Consider the following 20092-nt stretch of genomic DNA (forward strand, 5'->3'; position numbering starts at 1 on the left):
CGCCCAGGCGGGGCGCGCGTGAGCTAGACAGGAATCCCTGCCATGGAAGTTTCCCGTATCCGAGCACTGCGCGGCCCCAATCTGTGGAGCAAGAACACCGCGATCGAGGCCATCGTTTCCTGCGCCGACGCCGAATGCTCCATCGACAACCTGCCTGATTTCGAAGCGCGCCTGCGCGCGCGTCTGCCCCAGACCGGCCTGCTGCGTCCCGAAGGGCATCAGGGCGCGGTCTCCATCGCCCACGTGCTGCAAATCGTCGCGCTGACGATGCAGGCGCACGCCGGCTGCCCGGTCACGTTCGGCCGCACCGCGTCCACCATCGAACCCGGCGTGTTCCAGGTGGTGGTCGAGTACAGCGAGGAAGAAGTCGGCAGGCTGGCAATGGAACTGGCTCAAGTGCTGGTGCGCGCCGCGCTGGACGACACGCCCTTCGATCTCGCCGACGCCTTGAAGCGCCTGCGCGAACTGGACGAAGACGTGCGCCTCGGCCCCAGCACCGGCTCCATCGTCAACGCCGCCACCGCCCGCAACATCCCGTACCGCCGCCTGACCCAGGGCAGCATGGTGCAGTTCGGCTGGGGCAGCAAGCAGCGCCGCATCCAGGCTGCCGAAACCGACCTGACCAGCGCCATCTCCGAATCCATCGCGCAGGACAAGGACCTGACCAAGATGCTGCTGGACGCCGCCGGCGTGCCGGTGCCCATGGGACGCTCGGTGACCACCGCCGAGGAAGCCTGGGCCGCGGCCGAGGAACTGGGCGGCCCGGTCGTGGTCAAGCCGCGCGACGGCAGCCAGGGGCGCGGCGTCGCCGTCAACATCGAAACGCGCGAGCGCGTGATCCAGGCCTTTGAAGTGGCCGAGGAAATCAGCTCCGAAGTCATCGTCGAACGCTATATCCCGGGCCACGATTTCCGCCTGCTGGTGGTGGGCGGCGCGCTGGTCGCGGCCTCGCGCCGCGATCCGCCGCAAGTCACGGGCGACGGCGTGCAGACCATCCGCCAGCTGGTGGACCAGGTCAACGCCGACCCGCTACGCGGCGACGGCCACGCCACCTCGCTGACCAAGATCCGCTTCGACGACATCGCCCTGGCCACGCTCAAGAAGCAAGGCTTCGACGCCGACTCCGTGCCGCCCTCCGGCACGCTGATCTTCCTGCGCAACAACGCCAACCTGAGCACCGGCGGCTCGGCCACCGACGTGACCGACGAAGTGCACCCCGAAATGGCTGCGCGCGCGGTATCGGCGGCGCGCATGATCGGCCTGGACATCTGCGGCGTGGACGTGGTGGCCGAAAGCGTGCTCTACCCGCTGGAAGACCAGCATGGCGGCGTGGTGGAAGTGAACGCCGCGCCCGGCCTGCGCATGCACCTGAATCCCTCGTTCGGCAAGGGCCGCGCCGTGGGCGAGGCCATCATCGCCAACATGTACGCGGACGGCGACGACGGCCGCATCCCGGTGGTGGCCATCGCCGGCACCAACGGCAAGACCACCACCGTGCGCCTGACGGCGCACATCCTGGGCGTCGCCGGCAACCGCGTCGGCATGACCAACTCCGACGGCGTCTACGTCGACAACCTGCGCATCGACACTGGCGATTGCAGCGGCCCGCGCAGCGCCCGCAGCGTGCTCATGCACCCGGACGTGGACGCGGCCGTGTTCGAAACCGCGCGCGGCGGCATCCTGCGCGAAGGCCTGGCCTTCGACCGCTGCAACGTGGCCATCGTCACCAACATCGGCATGGGCGACCACCTGGGCCTGGGCTACATCAGCACGGTCGAGGACCTGGCGGTGGTCAAGCGCGTGATCGTGCAGCACGTGCACCCCGCGGGCACCGCGGTGCTGAACGCCGCCGATCCCATCGTGGCCGAAATGGCCGCGAGCTGCCCCGGCTCGATCACCTACTTCGCCGAGGACCGCAATCATCCCGTGCTGGCCACGCACCGCGCGCAGGGCCTGCGCTGCGTGTACCGCGACGGCGACGCCATCGTGACCGCGCACGGCGCCGAAGAGACCCGCTATCCGCTGGCCTCGATTCCGCTCACGCGCAATGGCACGATCACCTTCCAGGTCGAAAACGCCATGGCCTCGATCGCCGCCGCCTGGGCCCTGGGCCTGGACACGGACATCATCCGCCGCGGCCTGGCCACCTTCGTCAACGACGCCCAGACCGCGCCCGGACGCTTCAACGTGTTCGACTATCGCGGCGCCACGGTGATCGCCGACTACGGCCACAACCCCGATGCCATCCTCGCCCTGGTGCGCGCGGTGGACGCAATGCCCGCCAAACGCCGCTCCGTGGTCATCAGCGGCGCGGGCGACCGCCGCGACGAAGACATCCGGATGCAGACCGAGATCCTCGGCGAGGCCTTCGACGACGTGCTGCTCTATGAGGACCAGTGCCAACGCGGCCGCGCTGACGGCGAAGTGCTGGCCCTGCTGCAGCAGGGCCTGGCCAACGCCACCCGCAGCAAGCACATCGAAGCGATCCACGGCGAGTTCCTCGCAATCGATAAGGCGCTGGCGCGCCTGAATCCCGGCGACCTGTGCCTGATCCTGGTCGACCAGGTCGAAGAGGCGCTGGAGCACATCGCGCGCCGCATCGCCCAGGCCTGAACCCTGCGCGGTTCCTGATGTGAAAACGGGGCGCCCTTGGGCGCCCCGTTTGCGTTGCGTGGCAGCGAGCGGCTGCTCAACTGCTGGACGGCGCGGCCACCGGCGCGGCGGCCTGGTACCTATCCGTCACGTGGGTGCATCCCATGGCCGTCACCGCGGCCAGCGCCAGCAAGATCGCGCTGCAAAGTCGTTGCGTCATGCGTGTGTTTCTCCGTTTTCTGAGGCCGAACCTGCCTGCGGGTTCCGCCATGACTATACCGTTGCCCCTCCCTGCAAGCCAGTTGGGAATGTCCTGTCCGGATGCCGCAGATCCGGTTACCTGCCTCCCTCAAAAGAGGACAAGACATTGCGGAAATGTAACTGTCGGTCCTAGTGCGCCTGCAACCCCTCCCCGTCCGAAATCGCGCGATTTCCGCGCGGGCGCGTCGTTACATTTACCCACAGCCAGGTTTGACAGGCCTCGGTGGCGACCCTTACGGTGAAGACGTCCCACTCAACCACGGCTGCAAGGTTCGGAAGACGCGAACCGGATGCCGCAAGCTACAGGAGAGGTCACATGAATAACGACATCATCGCTGGCAAGTGGAAGCAACTGGCAGGCAAGGCCAAGGCCGCCTGGGGTGAGCTCACCGACGACGAACTGACCCGCACGGAAGGCAATGCCGAACGCTTGGCCGGTTTGATCCAGGAGCGCTACGGCAAGACCAAGGAGCAGGCTGAAAAGGAAGTCCGGGATTTCTTCGACCGCAATCCCTGATCCGTCCAACCACCAGGAGAAGCTGACATGCTGCACTACGCCGTAGTTTTCTTCGTCATCGCCATCATCGCGGCTGTCCTGGGCTTCGGCGGCATCGCCGCCGGCGCTGCGGGCATCGCCAAGATCCTGTTCTTCGTCTTCCTGGTACTGGCGCTGCTGTCCATTCTTGGCGGCGCATTCCGCAAGAAATAGGAGCTGCCACGCAGGCATCCTGCCATCCCCCGCGTTCCGACGCGCTGAACCATCACCAACAAGGAGCATGACTATGGAATTCCGCAAGCTGATCGCCGCCGCTGCACTGGGCACGGGCGCCGTCTTCACTTCCATGGCTTTTGCCGCCGACGACGGCAAGCCGAAACAGTCCGTGGGTGAATATGCGTCCGACGCCACCGTGACCACCAAGGTCAAGGCCGCCATCGTGGCCGACAAGCAGCTGAGCGCGCTGGACATCGCCGTGGAAACCAACGGCGGCGTCACCAAGCTGACGGGTACCGTGGGCACCGCGGCTGAAGCCGATCACGCCGCCACCGTGACGCGCGGCGTCGAAGGCGTCAAGCAAGTGATGAACAACATCAAGGTCGACCCGGCCAAGAACAAGAAGTAGACCCTTGGGGCCCTCGGGCCCTATCCTGAAAGACAATGCGGCGCCTGTGTTCGACACAGGCGCCGCATTGTTTCTGCGGCCGCGCTTCTGGGCGGCCGGCTCAAGGCTCAGACATCAACCGTGCCCCGGCCGATCTCCAGCGCCCGCCCGCCCACCTGGATCCGGCCGTCGGCCTGGACGTCCAGCAACAGCCGGCACGGCCTGCCCATCTGGTCGCCCTGCTCCACCAGGATGCTGGCGGGCAAGGGACGGTCTTGATACCGCAGCCAGCCGCCCAGGTTGGCGCAGGCGGAACCCGTGCCGGCGTCCTCGTTCACGCCGCCGCCCGCCTTGGCATAGAAGTAGCGCGCCACCACCACCTGCCGCCCGTCCTGCTGGCGGCTGTCGTCGAAGGCAAAGGCGTACATGACCCTGCGGCCGATGCTGTTGGCCTGCCAGCGGTCCAGCCGCGAGGCATCGGGCGCGATGCGGCGCACGGCCGCTACGCTGGCGAGCGGCACCAGCAGCTGATCGGCGCCCGTATCGACCCAGACCGGATCGCCCAGCAGGTCGCCAGCGTCCAGGCCCAGCAAGCCGGCGATGCCGGCGCGATCGAGCGCAGGGGCCGCGGTGCGCACGCCGTCCGGGCACGGCGCGGTAAAGGTCCAGGCATCGCCGCGCGCCGTCACCGGCACCACGCCGGCGGCGAACTCCAGCGTCAACGCGTCGCCGGTGTGCCGCAGGTCGCGCACGACCTGCGAGGTGCCTATGGTGGGATGGCCCGCGAACTTCATTTCGAAGCCCGGCGTAAAGATGCGCACCCGCGCGGCCGCCTTGTCCGAAGGCAGGATGAAGGTCGTCTCGGACAGGTTGAATTGCGCCGCCAGGTTCAGCATGGTGGCGTCATCCATGCCGCGCGCGTCCTCGAACACGCAGAGCTGGTTGCCGCTGAAGGTGGAGGAAGCGAATACGTTTAGCAGGCGGAATGCGTAGGAGGCCATGGCGGTAGCGGGAGTTGAAAAAACAGCGCCGGCGAGCGCCGGCGCAGTTCCCACTTTATCGCAAGCCTCCAGCGCCTGCTACCAGACCGCGAAGAAAAGCACCCAGGCAAGGCAGAACGGAACCAGGCCGGCGGCCAGCACCAGCCATGCAAGACCCTTGCGCCATGCGCTGGCCAGGCGTGGCTTCAGCAGGCGCGCGTACAGGCGCAAGGTCCACAGCACCGCCAGGCTCAGCAGCGTGAAGCGCACGGGCGCGGCCCAGGCGGCTTGCATCCCTTCGTGCTTGAGCAGATTGACGGTGGTGGCGGACAAGCCCAGGAACACGCCGATGCCGGCGGACGGAATCAGCGCCTGCGCCAGCTTGTGCAGGCCCGGACGCCCCCAGCGCGTGGCGGGCTCGTCGGGCACGGGCGCGGCAGGCGCCAGGCGGTCGGCGATCCACAGCGACAGGAAGCTCGCCCCGCCAACGCAGATCGTGGCGCCGACGACGAACATCAGGATGCCCGCGCCGTCCAGCCAGGAGAAGCTGTCGTTGACCTCCGGATAGTGGGTGAGGATGAACCAGGGCGCGTTGTCCAGCAGCGGCCACATGATGTCGTGCTCGACCAGCCAGGTCGCGGCCCACTGTTTGGCGGTCACGTACCAGGGGCTGGCGCTCCAGAGGAAGGCGCCGATTGCGATGCCCATCAACCCGAAGCACAGCAGCGCCGTCTGCCAGGGGTCGCCCTGGGTGACGTGCACGATCTCTTCTTCGGGCGAGCGCGGCGTCAGCTCGATCGCGCCGCGGTAGCCGCTGCAACGGCCGCAGACATGGCAATCGCCGGCGCCCTTCATGTGGCGCAGCGGCACCAGCGGCGCACAGTTGATGGGCTCGATGCGGATGACCGGATGGCGCCACTTTTCCTCGTCGACCTTGAAGTGCCAGGGCGCAAGCTTGGCCAGCAGATTGAAGACGCCATTGACCGGGCACAGGTACTTGCACCACACGCGCTTGCTGCGGCCGTAGCGCCAGCCGACGATCATGGCCGCCACCGTGGAGCCGCCCAGCACCGCCAGCACCGCCAGCGGATACTGGTACACGCTGACCAGTTGCCCGTAGACCGTGGTCAGCGCGAACGCGACGAAGGGCCAGCCGCCCCAGCGCATCCACTTCGGAATGGCGCGCCCCTGGCCGCGCTCGCTGGCCCATTCGGTCAGCATGCCCTCGGGACAGAGCCAGCCGCACCAGGCCCGGCCCAGGATGGGCATGGAGATGAGCACAAACGGCCACCACACGCCCCAGAACGCGAACTGCGCGACGATGGTCAGGTTGTTGAAGACCGAGGCCGCATTGTCCGGCAAGGGCAGGATCGCGGGCACGATCAAAAGGAACGCGTATATCGCAACAATGCCCCACTGCAGCTTGCGCAACAGCGGGGCATGGTCACGGAGAAAGTCGGCGATACGGGAGGTTGCCCTCCCGAGTGCAGCTGCCATGGTCAAACCTTCAAATATTCAGTCCGGCAACAATCGGGTTCAGGATGCGCTGCGGGCTGCGGCGGAAGAAGCCCTCGCGGGCTTGCCGCCCACCCAGCGCAACAGCGCCCAGACAACAATCCAGTAAGCCACCCACAACAACACCGAAATCAATGCAGGCAAGGCGCGGTAGCCGGCGAAGTCCGCCAGGATCTTGCCTATGCCCGTGCTGTCGCTCAAGAGCCAAGAGCTGTCCCAGACCGGGTCCACGATGGTCGGCAGGACGTCCAGCGAAATCAGATGGTCCAGGCCGCCCACCAGCAGCGAGCCGGCCAGCAGCAGCAACAGGATTTCAGTCACGCGGAAAAAGCGGCGCCAGGTGATGAGCTTGCCGCCCAGCTGCAGCAGCCAGAACGTCAGCAGCGCCACCACGAAACCCGCGGCACCGGCCAGCGCCAGCATCAGCATGTCGCTGCCGCCCTCGCCCGCCGACACGGTGCCGTACAGGAACACGACGGTCTCGCTGCCTTCGCGCGCCACGGCGATGGCCACCAGCAGGAACAGGCCCCACCAGTTGTCGTTGGCGACGGAAGCGCGGGCCCCACCTTCAAGTTCGCCCTTGAGCGTGCGGCCGTGCTTCTTCATCCACACGACCATCTGCACCACCAGCGCGCACGCGGCCAGCGACATGATGGCCTGGAACCATTCCTGGCCCTCGTCGCTGAGCCAGTTGGACACGCCCAGCAGCACCAGCGCCAGGGCCACGGCCAGCGCCAGGCCCGCCGCGACGCCGCCCCACAGGTAGTTCAGTCCGCGCTTGCCCTCGGGCGTGGAGCGCAGCCAGGTGTACAGAATGCCCACCACCAGCATGGCTTCGACGCTTTCGCGCCAGACGATGAAAAGTACCTGTTCCATATATAGCTACCGCGTCATTCCTTGGGCTTGACGACCAAGGTGCCTTTCACGTTCTGGTGAAAATCGTCGAAGAAGGGATACTCGCCCGGACGGGAAATGGTGATCACGACGAAGGACTTCACGCCCGGTCCCAAGACCTTTTCCTTGCGCAGCGGAATGCTTTCGAACTCCACCGGCTCGTTGCTTTCGTTGATGAGCTCGATCTTGAAACGGCCCGCCGGCACTTCCAGCGTGGCGGGCTCGAACGTGCCGTTCGGCTTGAAGGTCAGCGTGAACGTGGGCAGCTCGTCCGCCTGCGCGGTCGCCGCGCCGGCCAGGCCTGCCAGGCCGATCAGGATTGCCGCGGCGACGCGAAGCAGGCTGCGCACGATCAGTAACCGCCCTTCTTGCCGGTGCCGGCGTAGACGAATTCATATTCCAGGTCGAAGGGCTCGAACCACGGGCCCACGCCGGTTTCCTTGTCGATGTGGCGACCGAAATGGCTCATCTTGTCTTCGGTCGGCGGCAGGATGGTGTACTTCAGCTTGTACTTGCCCGGGCCTTCCAGCTTGATGTTCTCGCCGTAGTGCGGGCCGTCATTGGCGACCATGGGCATGAAGGTGCCCTTCTGCACATTCTGGCTGCCGACCTTCTGGATTTCGTACTTCACCACCAGGTAAGGCACCCATTCGCCTTCCGGGAAGCCGGTCTTGTTGCCGGCGGTGGCATGGATGTCGGCCTCGAGGTGCACATCCGAATCCTTGGCCGGGCGCATCATCCCGGGCGGGTCCATTTCGATCGGCTGCAGGTACACCGCGCCGATTTCCATTCCGCCCTTTTCCACCGGCTTGCCGATGGGGTATTCGGCCGCGTTCGCGGCGGAAACGCTCAGGGCGACAATGGCCAGGGCCAAGGCTTTCTTGATCATGTGCATAATCCTTGAGTCACATTGAGACGACGGCTCCAAAAATACAAACAAGAACCGTTTTCATTAATGTAACCAAATCAACTGACAGATCCCTGAACCTCAGCCCGTAAAACCCTGCAGTCCCTTGCGCCCGATCAAGCCAATCGAGCGACCTGTCACAGGCCCAGGAACTTGAACGGCGCGGACGGCTGGAAGGCGCGCGTGGCGTCGCCCGCAAAGGTGTGGCGCTGGTCGGGCCCCAGGTCCAGCTTGAGCACCTTGCCGGTTTCCGGACTGAAATCGACCGCCTTGAGATCGACCCAGAAGGTATTGGGCGTGAGCGCCGACTCGAAAAAGTACAACTTGCGCTGGTGGTCGAAGACCGTGCGCCAGCGGGTGGACGAGATGTTGGGCTGCCCCGGCGTGCTGATGCCGTAAGGCACCGAGACGTTGCGGATCACGCTGAAGACGCTGGCCAGCGCCTTGTTCGGATCCGGGTCCTTGGGAATGGCGTTGATGTAGAAGGACGCCCGCACGAAGCGATCGGCCGCGCGGTTGGTGCCCGGCAACATGGTGGTGCCGCCAATCTGCTGCCAATAGGCGTCCAGCGCCAGCTGTTGCTCGAACTGGGGCGAATTGGTCATCACCTGGTAGGCGCGGCTGTGGTGGATCACCTGGCGGCCGCCAATATATTCGACGATGGCGCTGTCACCGCTGGCGTCCGAGATCGACAGATGCAAGGTCGTCAGGCGGTCCTCGCCCGGCACGTTGTCGCTGACGATGGTAAAGGGCTCCTGCTCCAGCGCCGCCACCGCCTCCTCGACAGTGGCGTAGTTGTCCAGAACGTATTGCGCCCAGGCGGCGATCGTCAGTCCTGGCTTGCTCCGCGCATCGAACTTCGGATACTGCGATTCAGCCAGCCACAGCAGGTTGGCGCTCAGGCCGGCCTCGTTCACGCCATCGGTGGTGGACACGTCATAGCCCGAGGTGACGACGCTGCCGTAGCGCGAGGTCCAGCGCAGCGAATTCGGGCCGGCCTCGCCGCTGCGCGCCATGCCGCGCGGCAGCACCCACAGATTGCTGGTGATGTCGTTCTTCCAATCCATCGAACGCGCGGTGACCACCTGGCCGTTGGCGCCATGGAACACCGCCCGGGTGCAGGGCCAGGCGGCAGGCGCGGCCAAGCCCGTCAAGCCGGCCAGCGCCACGCAGGCCAGACGGGAAAAAGCCTTGTTCAGTCTCATGCTTGCACTCCCGGAGTTTCGTTCCTTCTGGCGCCGGGCGCGGCAGGATCCTCACGCAAGCCCCCCGGCGATGAAAAAACACCCCAAAGATCGGATTGATATCCGATCTTTGGGGTGCGGTGTCCGGCGCGTCTGCGCCGCGTCGTTACTTGCGTCCTGGGCCTTGGTTGCCGCCGGGCGTGAACGGGAAGGTCGAGAACATGGCTCGCGTCTGGTCCTGCATCTGGTCCTGCATCTGCACGAACAGATTCTTGCTCTGGTCGATGTAGTTGTTCATCATGTTCTGCAGCATCGGCGTCTGCACGTTCATGAATTGCGCCCAGGCTTCGGGGCCGAACTGGCTGCCGTACAGGCCCTTGGACTGCTCGGCCATGCGCTGCTGGATTTCCATGAAGGCCTGGATGTTCTTTTCCAGGTAGGAACCCATGATGCCCTGCATGGCATGGCCGTAGAAACGGATGATCTGCGACAGCATGTTCGACGAGAACATGGGCATGCCGCCGCTTTCCTCTTCAAGAATGATCTGCAGGAGGATACTGCGCGTCAGGTCTTCGCCGCTCTTGGCGTCGACCACCTGGAATTCTTCATTGCCCAGGACCAGTTGCTTGACATCTGCCAGGGTGATGTAGGTGCTGGTCCGGGTGTCGTACAGACGACGGTTGGGGTACTTTTTAATCAGGCGCAGGCTGGCGCCGGTTTGTGCTTGCGTCATGGTTGTCCCCGGATCGGGCGATCTCTAAGGCTTGGAATAAGGTTAGTGTAATCCGGAGGGCCCTCTCCCCGAGGCCCTCCGGCGCCGACGGGCCGCCAGCAGGCGGCCCGCGATGCATCAGCCCATGTGCAGGCCGCCGTTGAGCGAGAAGTCGGCGCCCGTCGAAAAGCCGGACTCATCCGAGGCCAGCCACGACGTGATGGACGCGATTTCCTCCGGCGTGCCCAGGCGGCGCACCGGGATGGTGGCGACGATCTTTTCCAGCACATCGGGGCGGATGGCGCGAACCATGTCGGTGCCGATGTAGCCGGGCGAGATCGTATTGACCGTGACGCCCTTGCTGGCCACTTCCTGGGCCAGCGCCATGGTGAAGCCATGGATGCCAGCCTTCGCCGTCGAATAGTTGGTCTGGCCGAACTGCCCTTTCTGCCCGTTCACCGAGCTGATGTTGATGATGCGGCCCCACTGGCGCTCGACCATGCCGTCGATCACCTGCTTGGTCACATTGAAAAGGCTGTTCAGGTTGGTGTCGATGACCGCGCGCCAATCGTCGGCGCTCATCTTGCGGAACAGGCCATCGCGCGTGATGCCCGCGTTGTTGACCAGCACGTCGACCGGACCCAGATCCTTCGTGACCCGTTCGAAGGCCTCTACCGTGGAGTCCCAATCGGACACGTTGCCCACGGACGCGTAGAACGTATAGCCCTGCGCTGCCTGCTCATCCAGCCATTGCTGGTAGTTGCGGCTGGGGCCGCAACCTGCCACCACGCGAAAGCCATCCTTGGCCAAGCGCTGGCAAATAGAGGTGCCGATACCGCCCATCCCGCCTGTTACGTAAGCCAGTTTTCCGCTCATTGGACTTCCTCCTGTGTGCGACGGACGCCTCGTTAATTGACTTTCTTCTGGACCGGGCCTAACCGCTGAACGCGGTTTCAGGCCGCCCGGACCTTCACATACCTGCCAGGCGCCGGCTCGATCGGCCGGTAACTGGCATTGCCCAACTTTGTCCGCGCCTTGACCTGCTTACCCGAATGGCCCGACAGCCAGCTGGTCCAGTCGGGCCACCAGCTGCCCGGCGTTTCAACCGCCTGCGCGAACCACGCGTTCGGGTCTCCGGGCAGATGATGCCCGGACTGCTCCAGCTTGTCGGCCGCCCAATAGCTGCGACGCTTCTTGGCAGGCGGATTCACCACGCCGGCGATGTGCCCTGACGCGCCAAGCACGAAACGCTGCGGTCCGCGCAGCACCTGGGTGGACGCATAGGCCGACACCCAGGGCACGATATGGTCCTCGCGTGACCCGAAGATGTACGCCGGCATCTCCAGGCGCGTCAGATCCAGCGGCATGCCCGCGGCCTGCGCGCGGCCCGGCACCTTGAGGTTGTTCTCCAGGTAGGTATTGCGGAAATACCAGGAAAAGAACGGCCCCGGCAGATTGGTGCTGTCGCCATTCCAGAACAGCAGGTCGAACGCGGGCGGCTTCTGGCCTTTCAGGTAGTTGCCGACCACGTAGTTCCAGACCAGTTCGTTGGGCCGCAGGAACGAGAACGTGGTGGCGAGGTCGCGCCCCGGCATCAGCCCGCCGTTGCCCAGCTGATGATCGCGCAGCAGCGCATGGGCCTCGTCGACGAAGACGTTCAGCACCCCGGTGTCGTGGAAATCGAGCAGCGAGGTCAGCAGAGTCAGGGACGCCACGGGATGCTCGCCGCGCGCCTCGGCCAGCGCCAGCGCGGAGGCCAGCATCGTGCCGCCCACGCAGAAACCCAGCGCATTGACCTGCGGCTGCTTGGTGATGTCGCTGGCCACGCGCAGCGCCTGCAGCACCGCGTCGTCCAGATAATCGGACCAAGTCGCGCGGTCCACGCCGTCGGTATCGCTGGCCACGGGGTTGCGCCACGAAATCAGGAACACCGTAAAGCCCTGGTCCACCGCGTGCCGCACGAAGGAATTCTCGGGCTGCAGGTCCAGGATGTAGAACTTGTTGATGTTCGGCGGCACGATCACCAGCGGGCGCTCGTGCACGGTGGCGGTCGACGGCGCGTACTGGATGAGCTGGAACAGCCGGTTCTCGAATACCACTTCGCCGGGCGTGACCGCGACGTTGCGGCCGATCTCGAACTGCGATTCGTCCGTCTGCGTGATGCGGCCTTTCTTGACGTCGCCCAGCAGATTGGCCAGCCCTTCGTTGAGCGCGCGCCCGGCGCTTTCGACGATGGATTGCTGGGCATCGGGGTTCAGCGCCAGGAAATTCGACGGCGACAGCGCGTCGACCCATTGCATGATGGAAAAGCGCAGGCGGTCGCGCATGGGTTCGCTGACCTGGGCGGCGTCGACCATGCGCGACATGGCGCGGGCCGACAGCAGATAGGTATGCGCCAGCAACAGGTGCGAGTGATTGGCAGCCCAGGCCTGGCCGGAAAAGCGGCGGTCTGGCGGCGGCGCAAGCGCGCCGCGGCGGGCGTCATCGCAAAGGCGCTGCCACTCGCGGGAAAATTCGGCCTGAATGTCGGCCAGGACTTCCGGTGCCACGCTCACCGGAATGGGCCCTGCGGAGAGATTGGCATTCACTTCGACACCTTGTTATCGAAACTACGCGATTGATGTTGCATTCCGGGTCCGGGACTGTCAATGCGGGTATACAAGGAGGCCTGACAGGGTATGCCGCAAGGCCGCAAGCCGGCCTTGCGCCAGATCAAACCGGGCCGAGCCAGGCCAGCAATGCCATCCGTCCGGTTTCTCCGTCGCGCCGGTAGGAAAAGAAGCGCTGCGCCTCGGCCACCGTGCACAGCCCGCTCAAGGACACCTCTTGTACCCCGGCCCGGCGCAGGCGGAAATCGGCCAGTCCGGCGAGATCCGCCAGCCATTTGCCGGGGATGCCCGGCCGCGGCGTGAAGTAGCGCAGGGCCGCCTGATCATCGTTGGCGAAGGCGTCGACCACATCCTGGCCGACCTCGAATGCCTGCGGGCCGATGCCCGGGCCGACCCAGGCGCGCCAGCCCGAGGCTTGCGGCGCCTTGGCGCGCATGGCCGCCAAGGTATGTTCCAGCACGCCGCCCGACAGGCCCCGCCAGCCGGCATGCGCCGCGCCCAGCACCGTGCCTTGTGCATCGGCGATGACCACGGGCAGGCAATCGGCCACCATCACGGCCAGGACCCGTCCGGGCTGCGAGGTCACGCTGGCGTCGACGGCCGGCTCGTCCGGCAAGCCAGGCTGATCGGCATCCACGACTTCGCTGCCATGGACCTGCCGCAGCCACAGAGGCTCGGCCGGCAGGGCCGCGCGCACGCGGCGGCGGTTTTCCGTGACGGTGTCAGGATCGTCCCCGGCGCGGCGGCCCAGGTTCAGGGTGTCATGCGGGGCAACGCCCGCGCCCCCTGCCCGGGTGGTGCAGAAATAGTTCACGCCCGCCCATGCGGGGCCGGTCACGACCGGCAGGCCTGCCATCACGCGTTCCATGCAATCTGTTCCTGGACCAAGCTCATGTCGGGAGGCACGGCCGCGACGAACTCGACTTCGCCGCGGCCGCCCGGATCTTCGAAATGCAGCGCGCGGGCGTGCAGCATCTGCCGCTGCGCGCCCGCGATGTTCTTGCCGCCATAGATGGTATCGGCCAGCAGCGGATGGCCGAGGCTGGCCATGTGCACCCGGATCTGGTGGGTGCGGCCGGTTTCCAGGCGGCACACCACTTCGGTGACGCGACCGCCGGGATCCGCCTCGCCGCGGCGGGCGGGCGCGTAATGGGTGACGGCCGGCTTGGGCGCCACCGGGCGCTCCACGCTCATGCGCACCGGCACCCGCGAATCGCGGCCGATGGGCCGGTCGACCTTGCCGGCCGCGGCCAGCCAGCCATGCGTCAGCGCCACGTATTCGCGGCCCATGCTGCGCGCCTGCAACTGGCGCACCAGATGGGTCTGGGCGGTCTCGTTGCGCGCCACGACCATCAGGCCGGAGGTGTCCTTGTCCAGCCGGTGCACGATGCCGGCGCGCGCCACCTGGGTCAGTTCGGGATAGCGGTACAGCAGGCCGTTGAGCAAGGTGCCGCTCCAGTTGCCCGCGCCGGGATGCGTGACCAGACCCGCAGGCTTGTTCACCACGATCCAATCGGGGCTTTCGTCGACGACGGTGAATTCAACCGGTTCGGGCGCAAAGGCCAGGGTCTCGGGCGCGGGCTGGGGCCAGACGGTGAGTTCGTCGCCGGGGCCGACCGTCTGGCGGACTTTGCCGGGTTTGCCATTGACGTGGACGTTGCCGGCCTCGATCCAGCCCTGCAGCCGGCCGCGGGAATGCTCGGTCAACAGGCCTGCCAATACCTTGTCCAGCCGGTCCGCGCGCGTGCCGGAGGGCACGGTTACAAGTTGTGGCTCCCCCCGGGGGGCTTCTTCGGAAATACCCAGGAGTTCGTCGTCGGAAACGAGATCTGCGCCGGAGGCTGTATCAGACATGGAGACAAATCATATAATCAGCCTGCCATGCTAACACCAAGGATACGATTCTCGTGATTCACCACTCCGCAGCTCCCTCGAACCCCGCCTCCCGGAGCGGGGCGGTTTTGCGCGTGGTTATCGCGCTATTTGCCGTCATGGTCATCGCCGGTTGCGGCTCGACCAACAGCAAGTATGACAAGACCACCAACTGGAGCGCCGAGCAGCTCTACGCGGACGCCAAGGCCGAAATGTCGTCGGGCGGCTGGAAGGAAGCGCGCGAGCGTCTGACCGCCATCGAAAGCCGCTACCCCTTCGGCGTCTACGCCCAGCAAGCCCTGCTGGAACTGGCCTACGTCAACTGGAAGGACGGCGAAAACGAACAGGCCCTGGCCGCGATCGACCGCTTCCAGCAGCTCTACCCCAACCACCCCGGCACTGATTACGCCCTGTACCTCAAGGGCCTGATCAACTTCACGCCGGCCAGCGCCTTCATGAGCAGCATCACCGGCCAGGATCCCGCCGAACGCGATCCCAAGGGCCTGCGCGCGTCCTACGATGCATTCAACGAGCTGATCAAGCGCTACCCGGACAGCAAGTACACGCCGGATGCTGAAAAGCGCGTCGCATGGCTGGTCAACACCATCGCCATGAACGAGGTTCACGTCGCCCGCTACTACTACGAGCGTGGCGCCTACGTGGCCGCCGCCAACCGCGCGCAGACCGTCATCACCGACTTCGAGGGCGCCCCCGCCACCGAAGAAGCGCTCTACCTGATGATCCAGTCCTACGACAAGCTCGGCATGACCGAACTGAAGAACGACTCGCAGCGCGTGTACGACAAGAACTACCCCAACAGCGATTTCAAGAGCAAGGGCCTGAAGGCTGATCGCAGCTGGTGGAATCCGTTCGACTGATACACGCCATTGGCCGCACCGAAAAAAGCCCCTTCATAGGGGCTTTTTTCATGCCGGCGCGCCGCGTCGCAGGGACTGCGGCGGCTGCCCGTAGATGCGGATGAAGGCGCGGCGCATGCGTTCCGTGTCGCCAAAACCCACCCGGCGCGCGATGGCCTCCATGCCGGCCTCGCCCGCCTCCACCAGTTCGCGCGCGGCCTCGGCGCGCACGCGTTCCACCGCCTTGGCCGGGGTCTGGCCGGTTTCCAGCTTGAACTGGCGGCAGAACTGGCGCGGGCTCAGGCAAGCCACGCCGGCCAGGCGTTCGATGTCGAGGACTTCGTCCAGGTGTTCGCCCACGTGGGCCAGCACCTCGCGCATGCGGCCGCTGGCCGGCGCCAGGTCCTGCAGGGCGGAAAACTGCGATTGCCCGCCCGTGCGCCGGTGGTAGACGACCATCTCGCGCGCCGTGGCGCGGGCAACGGCCTCGCCATGGTCGGCCTGCACCATGGCCAGCGCCAGGTCTATGCCCGCCGTGATGCCCGCCGAGGTCCAGACGGCGCCATCCTCGACATAGATGCGGTCCGCCTCCACCGCCAGCGCCGGATGGCGCTGCTGCAGCTCGGCGGCATGGCGCCAATGCGTCGTGACGCGGCGCCCCTGCAGGATGCCGGCTTGCGCCAGCACAAAGGCGCCGGTGCAGACGCTGGCCATGCGCCGCCCGCGCGCGTGCGCTGCGCGCAGATACGCCAGCAGCGCCGGCGCCGCATCGGGCACGCGCGCGCCCTGCCCTCCCGGCACCAGCACGGTGTCGGCGCGCAGGCCGCGCCAGGAACGGGTCATCACGGGCACGCCGGCCGAACAGCGCACCAGCCCGCCCTCGGCCGAAGCCACCACCACCTCGTAGGCGCCGGGCACCTGCTCGGCGGCGATCTGGAAGACCGACAGCGGCCCGGCCATGTCCAGCAACTGGAAGGCGGGCACGGGCAGGATGCAGACCCGGTGAGTCATGGCTGAAAACGAGGGAAATTAGTCATTCTTGCCACAGTTTCCGACGCTAGAGTGAGGCCTGTCAACCACCGTCAATCTTCGGACCTTTCGCCACCATGCCCCCTATCTCGCCCGGCCTGCGCAACGCCCGCATCCTCGCCATCTGCCAAGGCCTGTACATCGCGGCAATCTCGATCGATCTCACCCTGACCGCGCTGACCGGCCAGATGCTGGCGCCGTATCCGGCGCTGGCGACCCTGCCCTTCGCCCTGATCACGGTGGCCGGCGCCGCGGTCACCTGGTATGCCTCGCTGCTGATGCAGCGCATCGGCCGCCGCGCGGGCTTCGTGCTCGGTTCGCTGGCCGGCGCGGCCGGCGGATTGATATCGGTGGCCGCGGTGTACACCAGCGACTTCTGGCTGTTCTGCCTGGGCACGGCGCTGGTCGGCGTGTTCCAGGCATTCGCGCAGTACTACCGGCTGGCGGCCGCGGATGCGGTGCCGGCCGAGGCCAAGAGCCGCGCCATCTCCGTGGTCCTGACCGGCGGCGTCATTGCCGCGATCGCGGGACCGGCGCTGGCGGCCTGGGCCAAGGACCTGTTTCCCGCCGCGACCTTCGCCGGCGCCTATCTCATGGTGGCCTTGCTGGGCGTGGCCAGCGCGCTGCTGCTCATTGCCTACCGCGACCAGGACGGCGCCCCGGCGGCCGAAGCCCAGGCCAGCGGCCTGCCGGCCCGCCCCCTGGGCATCGTGATGCGCCAGCCCATTTTCGTGGCGGCGCTGGCCAACAACGTGGTGGGCTCGGTCTCGATGATGTTCGTCATGACGGCCGCGCCGCTGGCCGCCGTGGCGTGCCAGCACAGCATCGCCGATGGCGCCAGCATCATGCAGTGGCATCTGGTCGGCATGTACGCCCCGGCCTTCTTCGCCGGCGCGCTGATCAACCGCCTCGGCCTGCCCCGCGTGCTGGGCATGGGCATGGCGCTGAACGCGGCTTGCTCGCTGATCGCCATGCAATCGACTTCGCTGGCCGCGTTCCATGCGGCGCTGTTCTGCCTGGGCGTGGGCTGGAACTTCATGTTCGTCGGCGGCACCACGCTGCTGGCCCAGTCCTATCGGCCCGCCGAACGGGCGCGGGTGCAAGGGGCGGCCGAAATGCTGCGCTACGCCACCACGGCGCTGGCCACGCTGGCCGCGGGTCCCGCCTTGCAGCGGATGGGTTGGGAAACCCTGAATACGGCCATGCTGCCGATCGTGGGCCTGGCCGCGGTCATGACGGGATGGTGGGCGCTGTCGCGCAGGACCGGACAGGTCGCCGCCTAGCACTGGCGGCTGTCAGTCCTGCGGTTCCTGTTTGCGCCGGTAGAACGCCAGCACCTCTTCCAGTTCCCGGGTCCGCGCGAACGGCGGCAGCCCGCGCCACAGGCGCTTGCCATAAGGCTTTTCGACCAGGCGCGCGTCGCCCACCATCAGCACGCCCCAGTCCGATTCGGTGCGGATCAGCCGGCCCGCGCCCTGCTTGAGCGAGATCGCGGCTTCCGGCAGCTGGTACTCCGCGAAGGGATTGCCGCCCTGCGCGCGACAGGCGCGCAAGCGCGCCTCGATGACGGGATCATCGGGCGGCGCGAACGGCAACTTGTCGATCGCCACCAGCGTCAGCACGTCGCCGGGCAGGTCGATGCCTTCCCAGAAGCTGGCGCTGCCCACCAGCACCGGATGTTCAAGTTTGCAGAAGCGGTCCAGCAGGTCGCGGCGCGTGCCTTCGCCCTGCTTGAGCAAGGGCCACTCGTGTCCGGCGTCGTCGAAGGCATCGGCCAGCAAATTGGCCACCTTGTCCACGGCGCGCAAGGTCGTGCACAGCACCAGCGTGCCGCCCGGGCTGGCTTCCAGCAGCGGCAACAGCGTCTCCACGAAGCGGTCGAGGAACTGCGGCGATTGCGGCTCGGGCATGCCGCGGGGCACGAACAGCAAGGCCTGTTCGGGATAGTCGAAGGGCGACTCCCATTTGCCCGTGCGCGCCTTCTCCAGCCCCAGCTGGCTGGTGAAGTGCGTGAACTCGCCGTTCACGGACAGCGTGGCCGACGTCATGATCCAGGCCTGTCCCGGCTTGCGGTACTTGGAAAAGGCCTGGGCCACGGATAGCGGCGCCGAATGCAGGCGCACATGATGCTGGCCGTGCTCGACCCAGCGCACCGCCGGGCCGGTCCATTGCTCCGCGGCGGCGGCGCCTTCCAGGATGGCGGCGGGCGTAGACAGGCCATCGCCCAGCGCCGCTTGCAGCGCGGGCTCGGCCGCCTGGTCATCGCGGCCCCAGCCTTCATCGGCGTAGTCCGCGCCCGAGCGTCCCGGCGTGGCCCAGCGCTTGAGCCGCACCGAAATCTCGGCGCCGCTGCGCGCCGCCGCCATCAGGTCCGGATGTTTTTCGGCCACCGCGCCCAGCGCCTTGGCCGCGCTGTCCACGGCCTCGCGCAGCGCCAGCAGCGCCGCGTCGAATTCCTCGGGATTGGGTATGGCCTCGAAGGTGGCCTTGCGGCCCGGCATCCGCTCCAGCGGCGCGCACACCAGGCGCAGTTCGCGCGCGGCGGTTTCCACGTGGCGGCTGACGTCGCTCCATTTGGCGGCCTCGCGGGCGTAGGCCAGGCCGGCCGCTTCCATGGCGCGGCCGAAGTCCAGCAACTGATGGGTGGACACGCTGCTGCCCAGGAAGCGGGTGGCGGTGTCCGGCAGCTGGTGCGCTTCGTCGAAGATCACCGTGTCCGCTTCCGGCAGCAGATCGGTCACGCCTTCTTCGCGCAGCATCAGGTCGGCCATGAACAGGGCGTGGTTGACCACCACCACGTCGGCCTCCTGGGCCTGGCGGCGGGCCTTCACCACGAAGCAGTCGCGGATGCGCGGGCATTCCTGGCCCAGGCAGTTTTCGCGCGTGGACGTCACGCGCTGCCAGATGTCGGCGTCTTCCGGCACCTGCGCCAGATCGCCGCGGTCGCCCGTCTTGGAGATGCCGGCGAACACCTGGATCTGGCGCAACTGCTGGATCTCGGTGCGCGACTTCAGGGCGCGCTCGTCGCCCTGCAGGCGGTCCAGGTGGTAATGGCAGACATAGTTGCCGCGGCCCTTGAGCAGCGCGGCCGTCACCGGCGCCGCCAGCGCCGCGCGCACGCGCGGCAGATCGCGGGCGTAAAGCTGGTCCTGCAGGGTGCGGGTGCCGGTCGAGATCAGCACCTTGCCGCCCTGGATGAAGGCGGGTACAAGATAGGCCCAGGTCTTGCCGATGCCGGTGCCCGCCTCGGCCACCAAGGTGGCGCGGTCCTGGATGGCCTGCCCTATGGCCTGCGACAGTTCCACCTGCGAGGGGCGCGGCTTGTAGCCAGGCATGGCCGTGGCCAAAGGCCCATCGGCGTCGAAGAATTCGGAGATATCCAGGTCCAGCATAGCGAGTCAACGGTGAACCGGTGCCGGTAACGGTTCGGGCGCCAGACACTTGTGTGGGAAAGGACCAAATGATACCCGCTGCCGGCCCCCGCCCCCGCGTCGGACAGTGCGCGATTACGTCTCATGAGGGACGTATCCGCCCACCCTGGCACGTTTGGTAACAACGGCTTATGGCACAATCCGCCCCT

General features: G+C 66.6%; 20 protein-coding genes. 6 read left to right on the forward strand and 14 right to left on the reverse strand.

Translation table 11 applies throughout. The features are described 5' to 3' along the window. The first annotated feature begins 42 nt into the window (after positions 1-42). The gene (gene cphA / locus HWY37_RS09695) at positions 43-2613 is read left to right on the forward strand and encodes a cyanophycin synthetase (protein WP_176088536.1); all 2571 of its coding nucleotides are present in this window, start codon (positions 43-45) and stop codon (positions 2611-2613) included. 76 nt (positions 2614-2689) lie between these two features. Here the strand turns inward: cphA and HWY37_RS34770 are convergent, their stop codons facing one another. Continuing rightward, entirely contained in the window at positions 2690-2812 is a 123-nt protein-coding gene (locus HWY37_RS34770; RefSeq protein ID WP_258129003.1) for a hypothetical protein, read from the reverse strand. A gap of 357 nt (positions 2813-3169) precedes the next feature. On the opposite strand from HWY37_RS34770, the gene HWY37_RS09700 reads away from it, so the two are divergent. The 3 genes from HWY37_RS09700 to HWY37_RS09710 all read left to right on the forward strand — a co-directional run bounded on the left by HWY37_RS09700 (position 3170) and on the right by HWY37_RS09710 (position 3974). Then, the gene (locus tag HWY37_RS09700; protein WP_013392353.1) at positions 3170-3370 is read left to right on the forward strand and encodes a CsbD family protein; all 201 of its coding nucleotides are present in this window, start codon (positions 3170-3172) and stop codon (positions 3368-3370) included. 27 nt (positions 3371-3397) lie between these two features. After that, on the forward strand, positions 3398-3562 hold the full coding sequence (locus tag HWY37_RS09705; protein ID WP_006389411.1) for a DUF1328 domain-containing protein: 165 nt from the start codon (positions 3398-3400) through the stop codon (positions 3560-3562). Between the two features lie 73 nt (positions 3563-3635). Then, the gene (locus HWY37_RS09710; RefSeq protein ID WP_175206364.1) at positions 3636-3974 is read left to right on the forward strand and encodes a BON domain-containing protein; all 339 of its coding nucleotides are present in this window, start codon (positions 3636-3638) and stop codon (positions 3972-3974) included. 107 nt (positions 3975-4081) lie between these two features. Here HWY37_RS09710 and HWY37_RS09715 read toward each other — a convergent pair whose 3' ends face one another. The 11 genes from HWY37_RS09715 to HWY37_RS09765 form a co-directional block, all read right to left on the reverse strand. Further along, complete coding sequence (locus tag HWY37_RS09715; RefSeq protein WP_175206363.1) at positions 4082-4954, reverse strand: PhzF family phenazine biosynthesis protein; 873 nt, start codon at positions 4952-4954, stop codon at positions 4082-4084. 78 nt (positions 4955-5032) lie between these two features. Beyond that, on the reverse strand, positions 5033-6430 hold the full coding sequence (locus HWY37_RS09720; RefSeq protein WP_175206362.1) for a 4Fe-4S binding protein: 1398 nt from the start codon (positions 6428-6430) through the stop codon (positions 5033-5035). A 39-nt stretch (positions 6431-6469) separates the two neighbouring features. Beyond that, on the reverse strand, positions 6470-7324 hold the full coding sequence (locus HWY37_RS09725; RefSeq protein ID WP_175206361.1) for an FTR1 family iron permease: 855 nt from the start codon (positions 7322-7324) through the stop codon (positions 6470-6472). A 14-nt stretch (positions 7325-7338) separates the two neighbouring features. Beyond that, the gene (locus HWY37_RS09730) at positions 7339-7692 is read right to left on the reverse strand and encodes a cupredoxin domain-containing protein (RefSeq protein WP_176088537.1); all 354 of its coding nucleotides are present in this window, start codon (positions 7690-7692) and stop codon (positions 7339-7341) included. Positions 7693-7694: 2 nt separating this feature from the next. Then, on the reverse strand, positions 7695-8231 hold the full coding sequence (locus tag HWY37_RS09735; RefSeq protein WP_059374603.1) for an iron transporter: 537 nt from the start codon (positions 8229-8231) through the stop codon (positions 7695-7697). Between the two features lie 155 nt (positions 8232-8386). Next, the gene (locus tag HWY37_RS09740) at positions 8387-9454 is read right to left on the reverse strand and encodes a linear amide C-N hydrolase (protein ID WP_175206359.1); all 1068 of its coding nucleotides are present in this window, start codon (positions 9452-9454) and stop codon (positions 8387-8389) included. 145 nt (positions 9455-9599) lie between these two features. Beyond that, positions 9600-10166: a polyhydroxyalkanoate synthesis repressor PhaR gene (phaR, locus tag HWY37_RS09745; RefSeq protein WP_175206358.1), complete on the reverse strand. Its 567-nt coding sequence runs from the start codon at positions 10164-10166 to the stop codon at positions 9600-9602. Between the two features lie 117 nt (positions 10167-10283). Next, positions 10284-11021, reverse strand: coding sequence for an acetoacetyl-CoA reductase (gene phbB / locus HWY37_RS09750; RefSeq protein WP_175206357.1), 738 nt, complete (start codon positions 11019-11021; stop codon positions 10284-10286). 77 nt (positions 11022-11098) lie between these two features. After that, positions 11099-12733 carry a PHA/PHB synthase family protein gene (locus HWY37_RS09755; protein ID WP_176088538.1) on the reverse strand — a complete coding sequence of 545 codons (1635 nt, stop codon included), beginning with the start codon at positions 12731-12733 and terminating at the stop codon, positions 11099-11101. Between the two features lie 124 nt (positions 12734-12857). Next, on the reverse strand, positions 12858-13622 hold the full coding sequence (gene pgeF, locus HWY37_RS09760) for a peptidoglycan editing factor PgeF (protein ID WP_176088539.1): 765 nt from the start codon (positions 13620-13622) through the stop codon (positions 12858-12860). After that, entirely contained in the window at positions 13610-14608 is a 999-nt protein-coding gene (locus HWY37_RS09765; RefSeq protein ID WP_176088540.1) for an RluA family pseudouridine synthase, read from the reverse strand. Before HWY37_RS09765 ends, pgeF begins: the two co-directional genes overlap by 13 nt. Before the next feature lie 137 nt (positions 14609-14745). On the opposite strand from HWY37_RS09765, the gene HWY37_RS09770 reads away from it, so the two are divergent. Continuing rightward, entirely contained in the window at positions 14746-15504 is a 759-nt protein-coding gene (locus HWY37_RS09770) for an outer membrane protein assembly factor BamD (RefSeq protein WP_246302273.1), read from the forward strand. 48 nt (positions 15505-15552) lie between these two features. Here the strand turns inward: HWY37_RS09770 and HWY37_RS09775 are convergent, their stop codons facing one another. Then, positions 15553-16494, reverse strand: a complete 942-nt coding sequence (locus HWY37_RS09775) for a GlxA family transcriptional regulator (RefSeq protein WP_175206352.1) — start codon at positions 16492-16494, stop codon at positions 15553-15555. 95 nt (positions 16495-16589) lie between these two features. Between HWY37_RS09775 and HWY37_RS09780 the strand changes: the two genes are divergently transcribed. After that, positions 16590-17795: an MFS transporter gene (locus tag HWY37_RS09780; RefSeq protein WP_176088541.1), complete on the forward strand. Its 1206-nt coding sequence runs from the start codon at positions 16590-16592 to the stop codon at positions 17793-17795. A gap of 12 nt (positions 17796-17807) precedes the next feature. Here HWY37_RS09780 and yoaA read toward each other — a convergent pair whose 3' ends face one another. Next, complete coding sequence (yoaA, locus tag HWY37_RS09785; protein ID WP_176088542.1) at positions 17808-19904, reverse strand: DNA repair helicase YoaA; 2097 nt, start codon at positions 19902-19904, stop codon at positions 17808-17810. Positions 19905-20092: the final 188 nt, after the last annotated feature.

The organism is Achromobacter anxifer (assembly GCF_903652925.1).
In the GTDB taxonomy this organism is placed as follows: domain Bacteria; phylum Pseudomonadota; class Gammaproteobacteria; order Burkholderiales; family Burkholderiaceae_B; genus Achromobacter; species Achromobacter anxifer.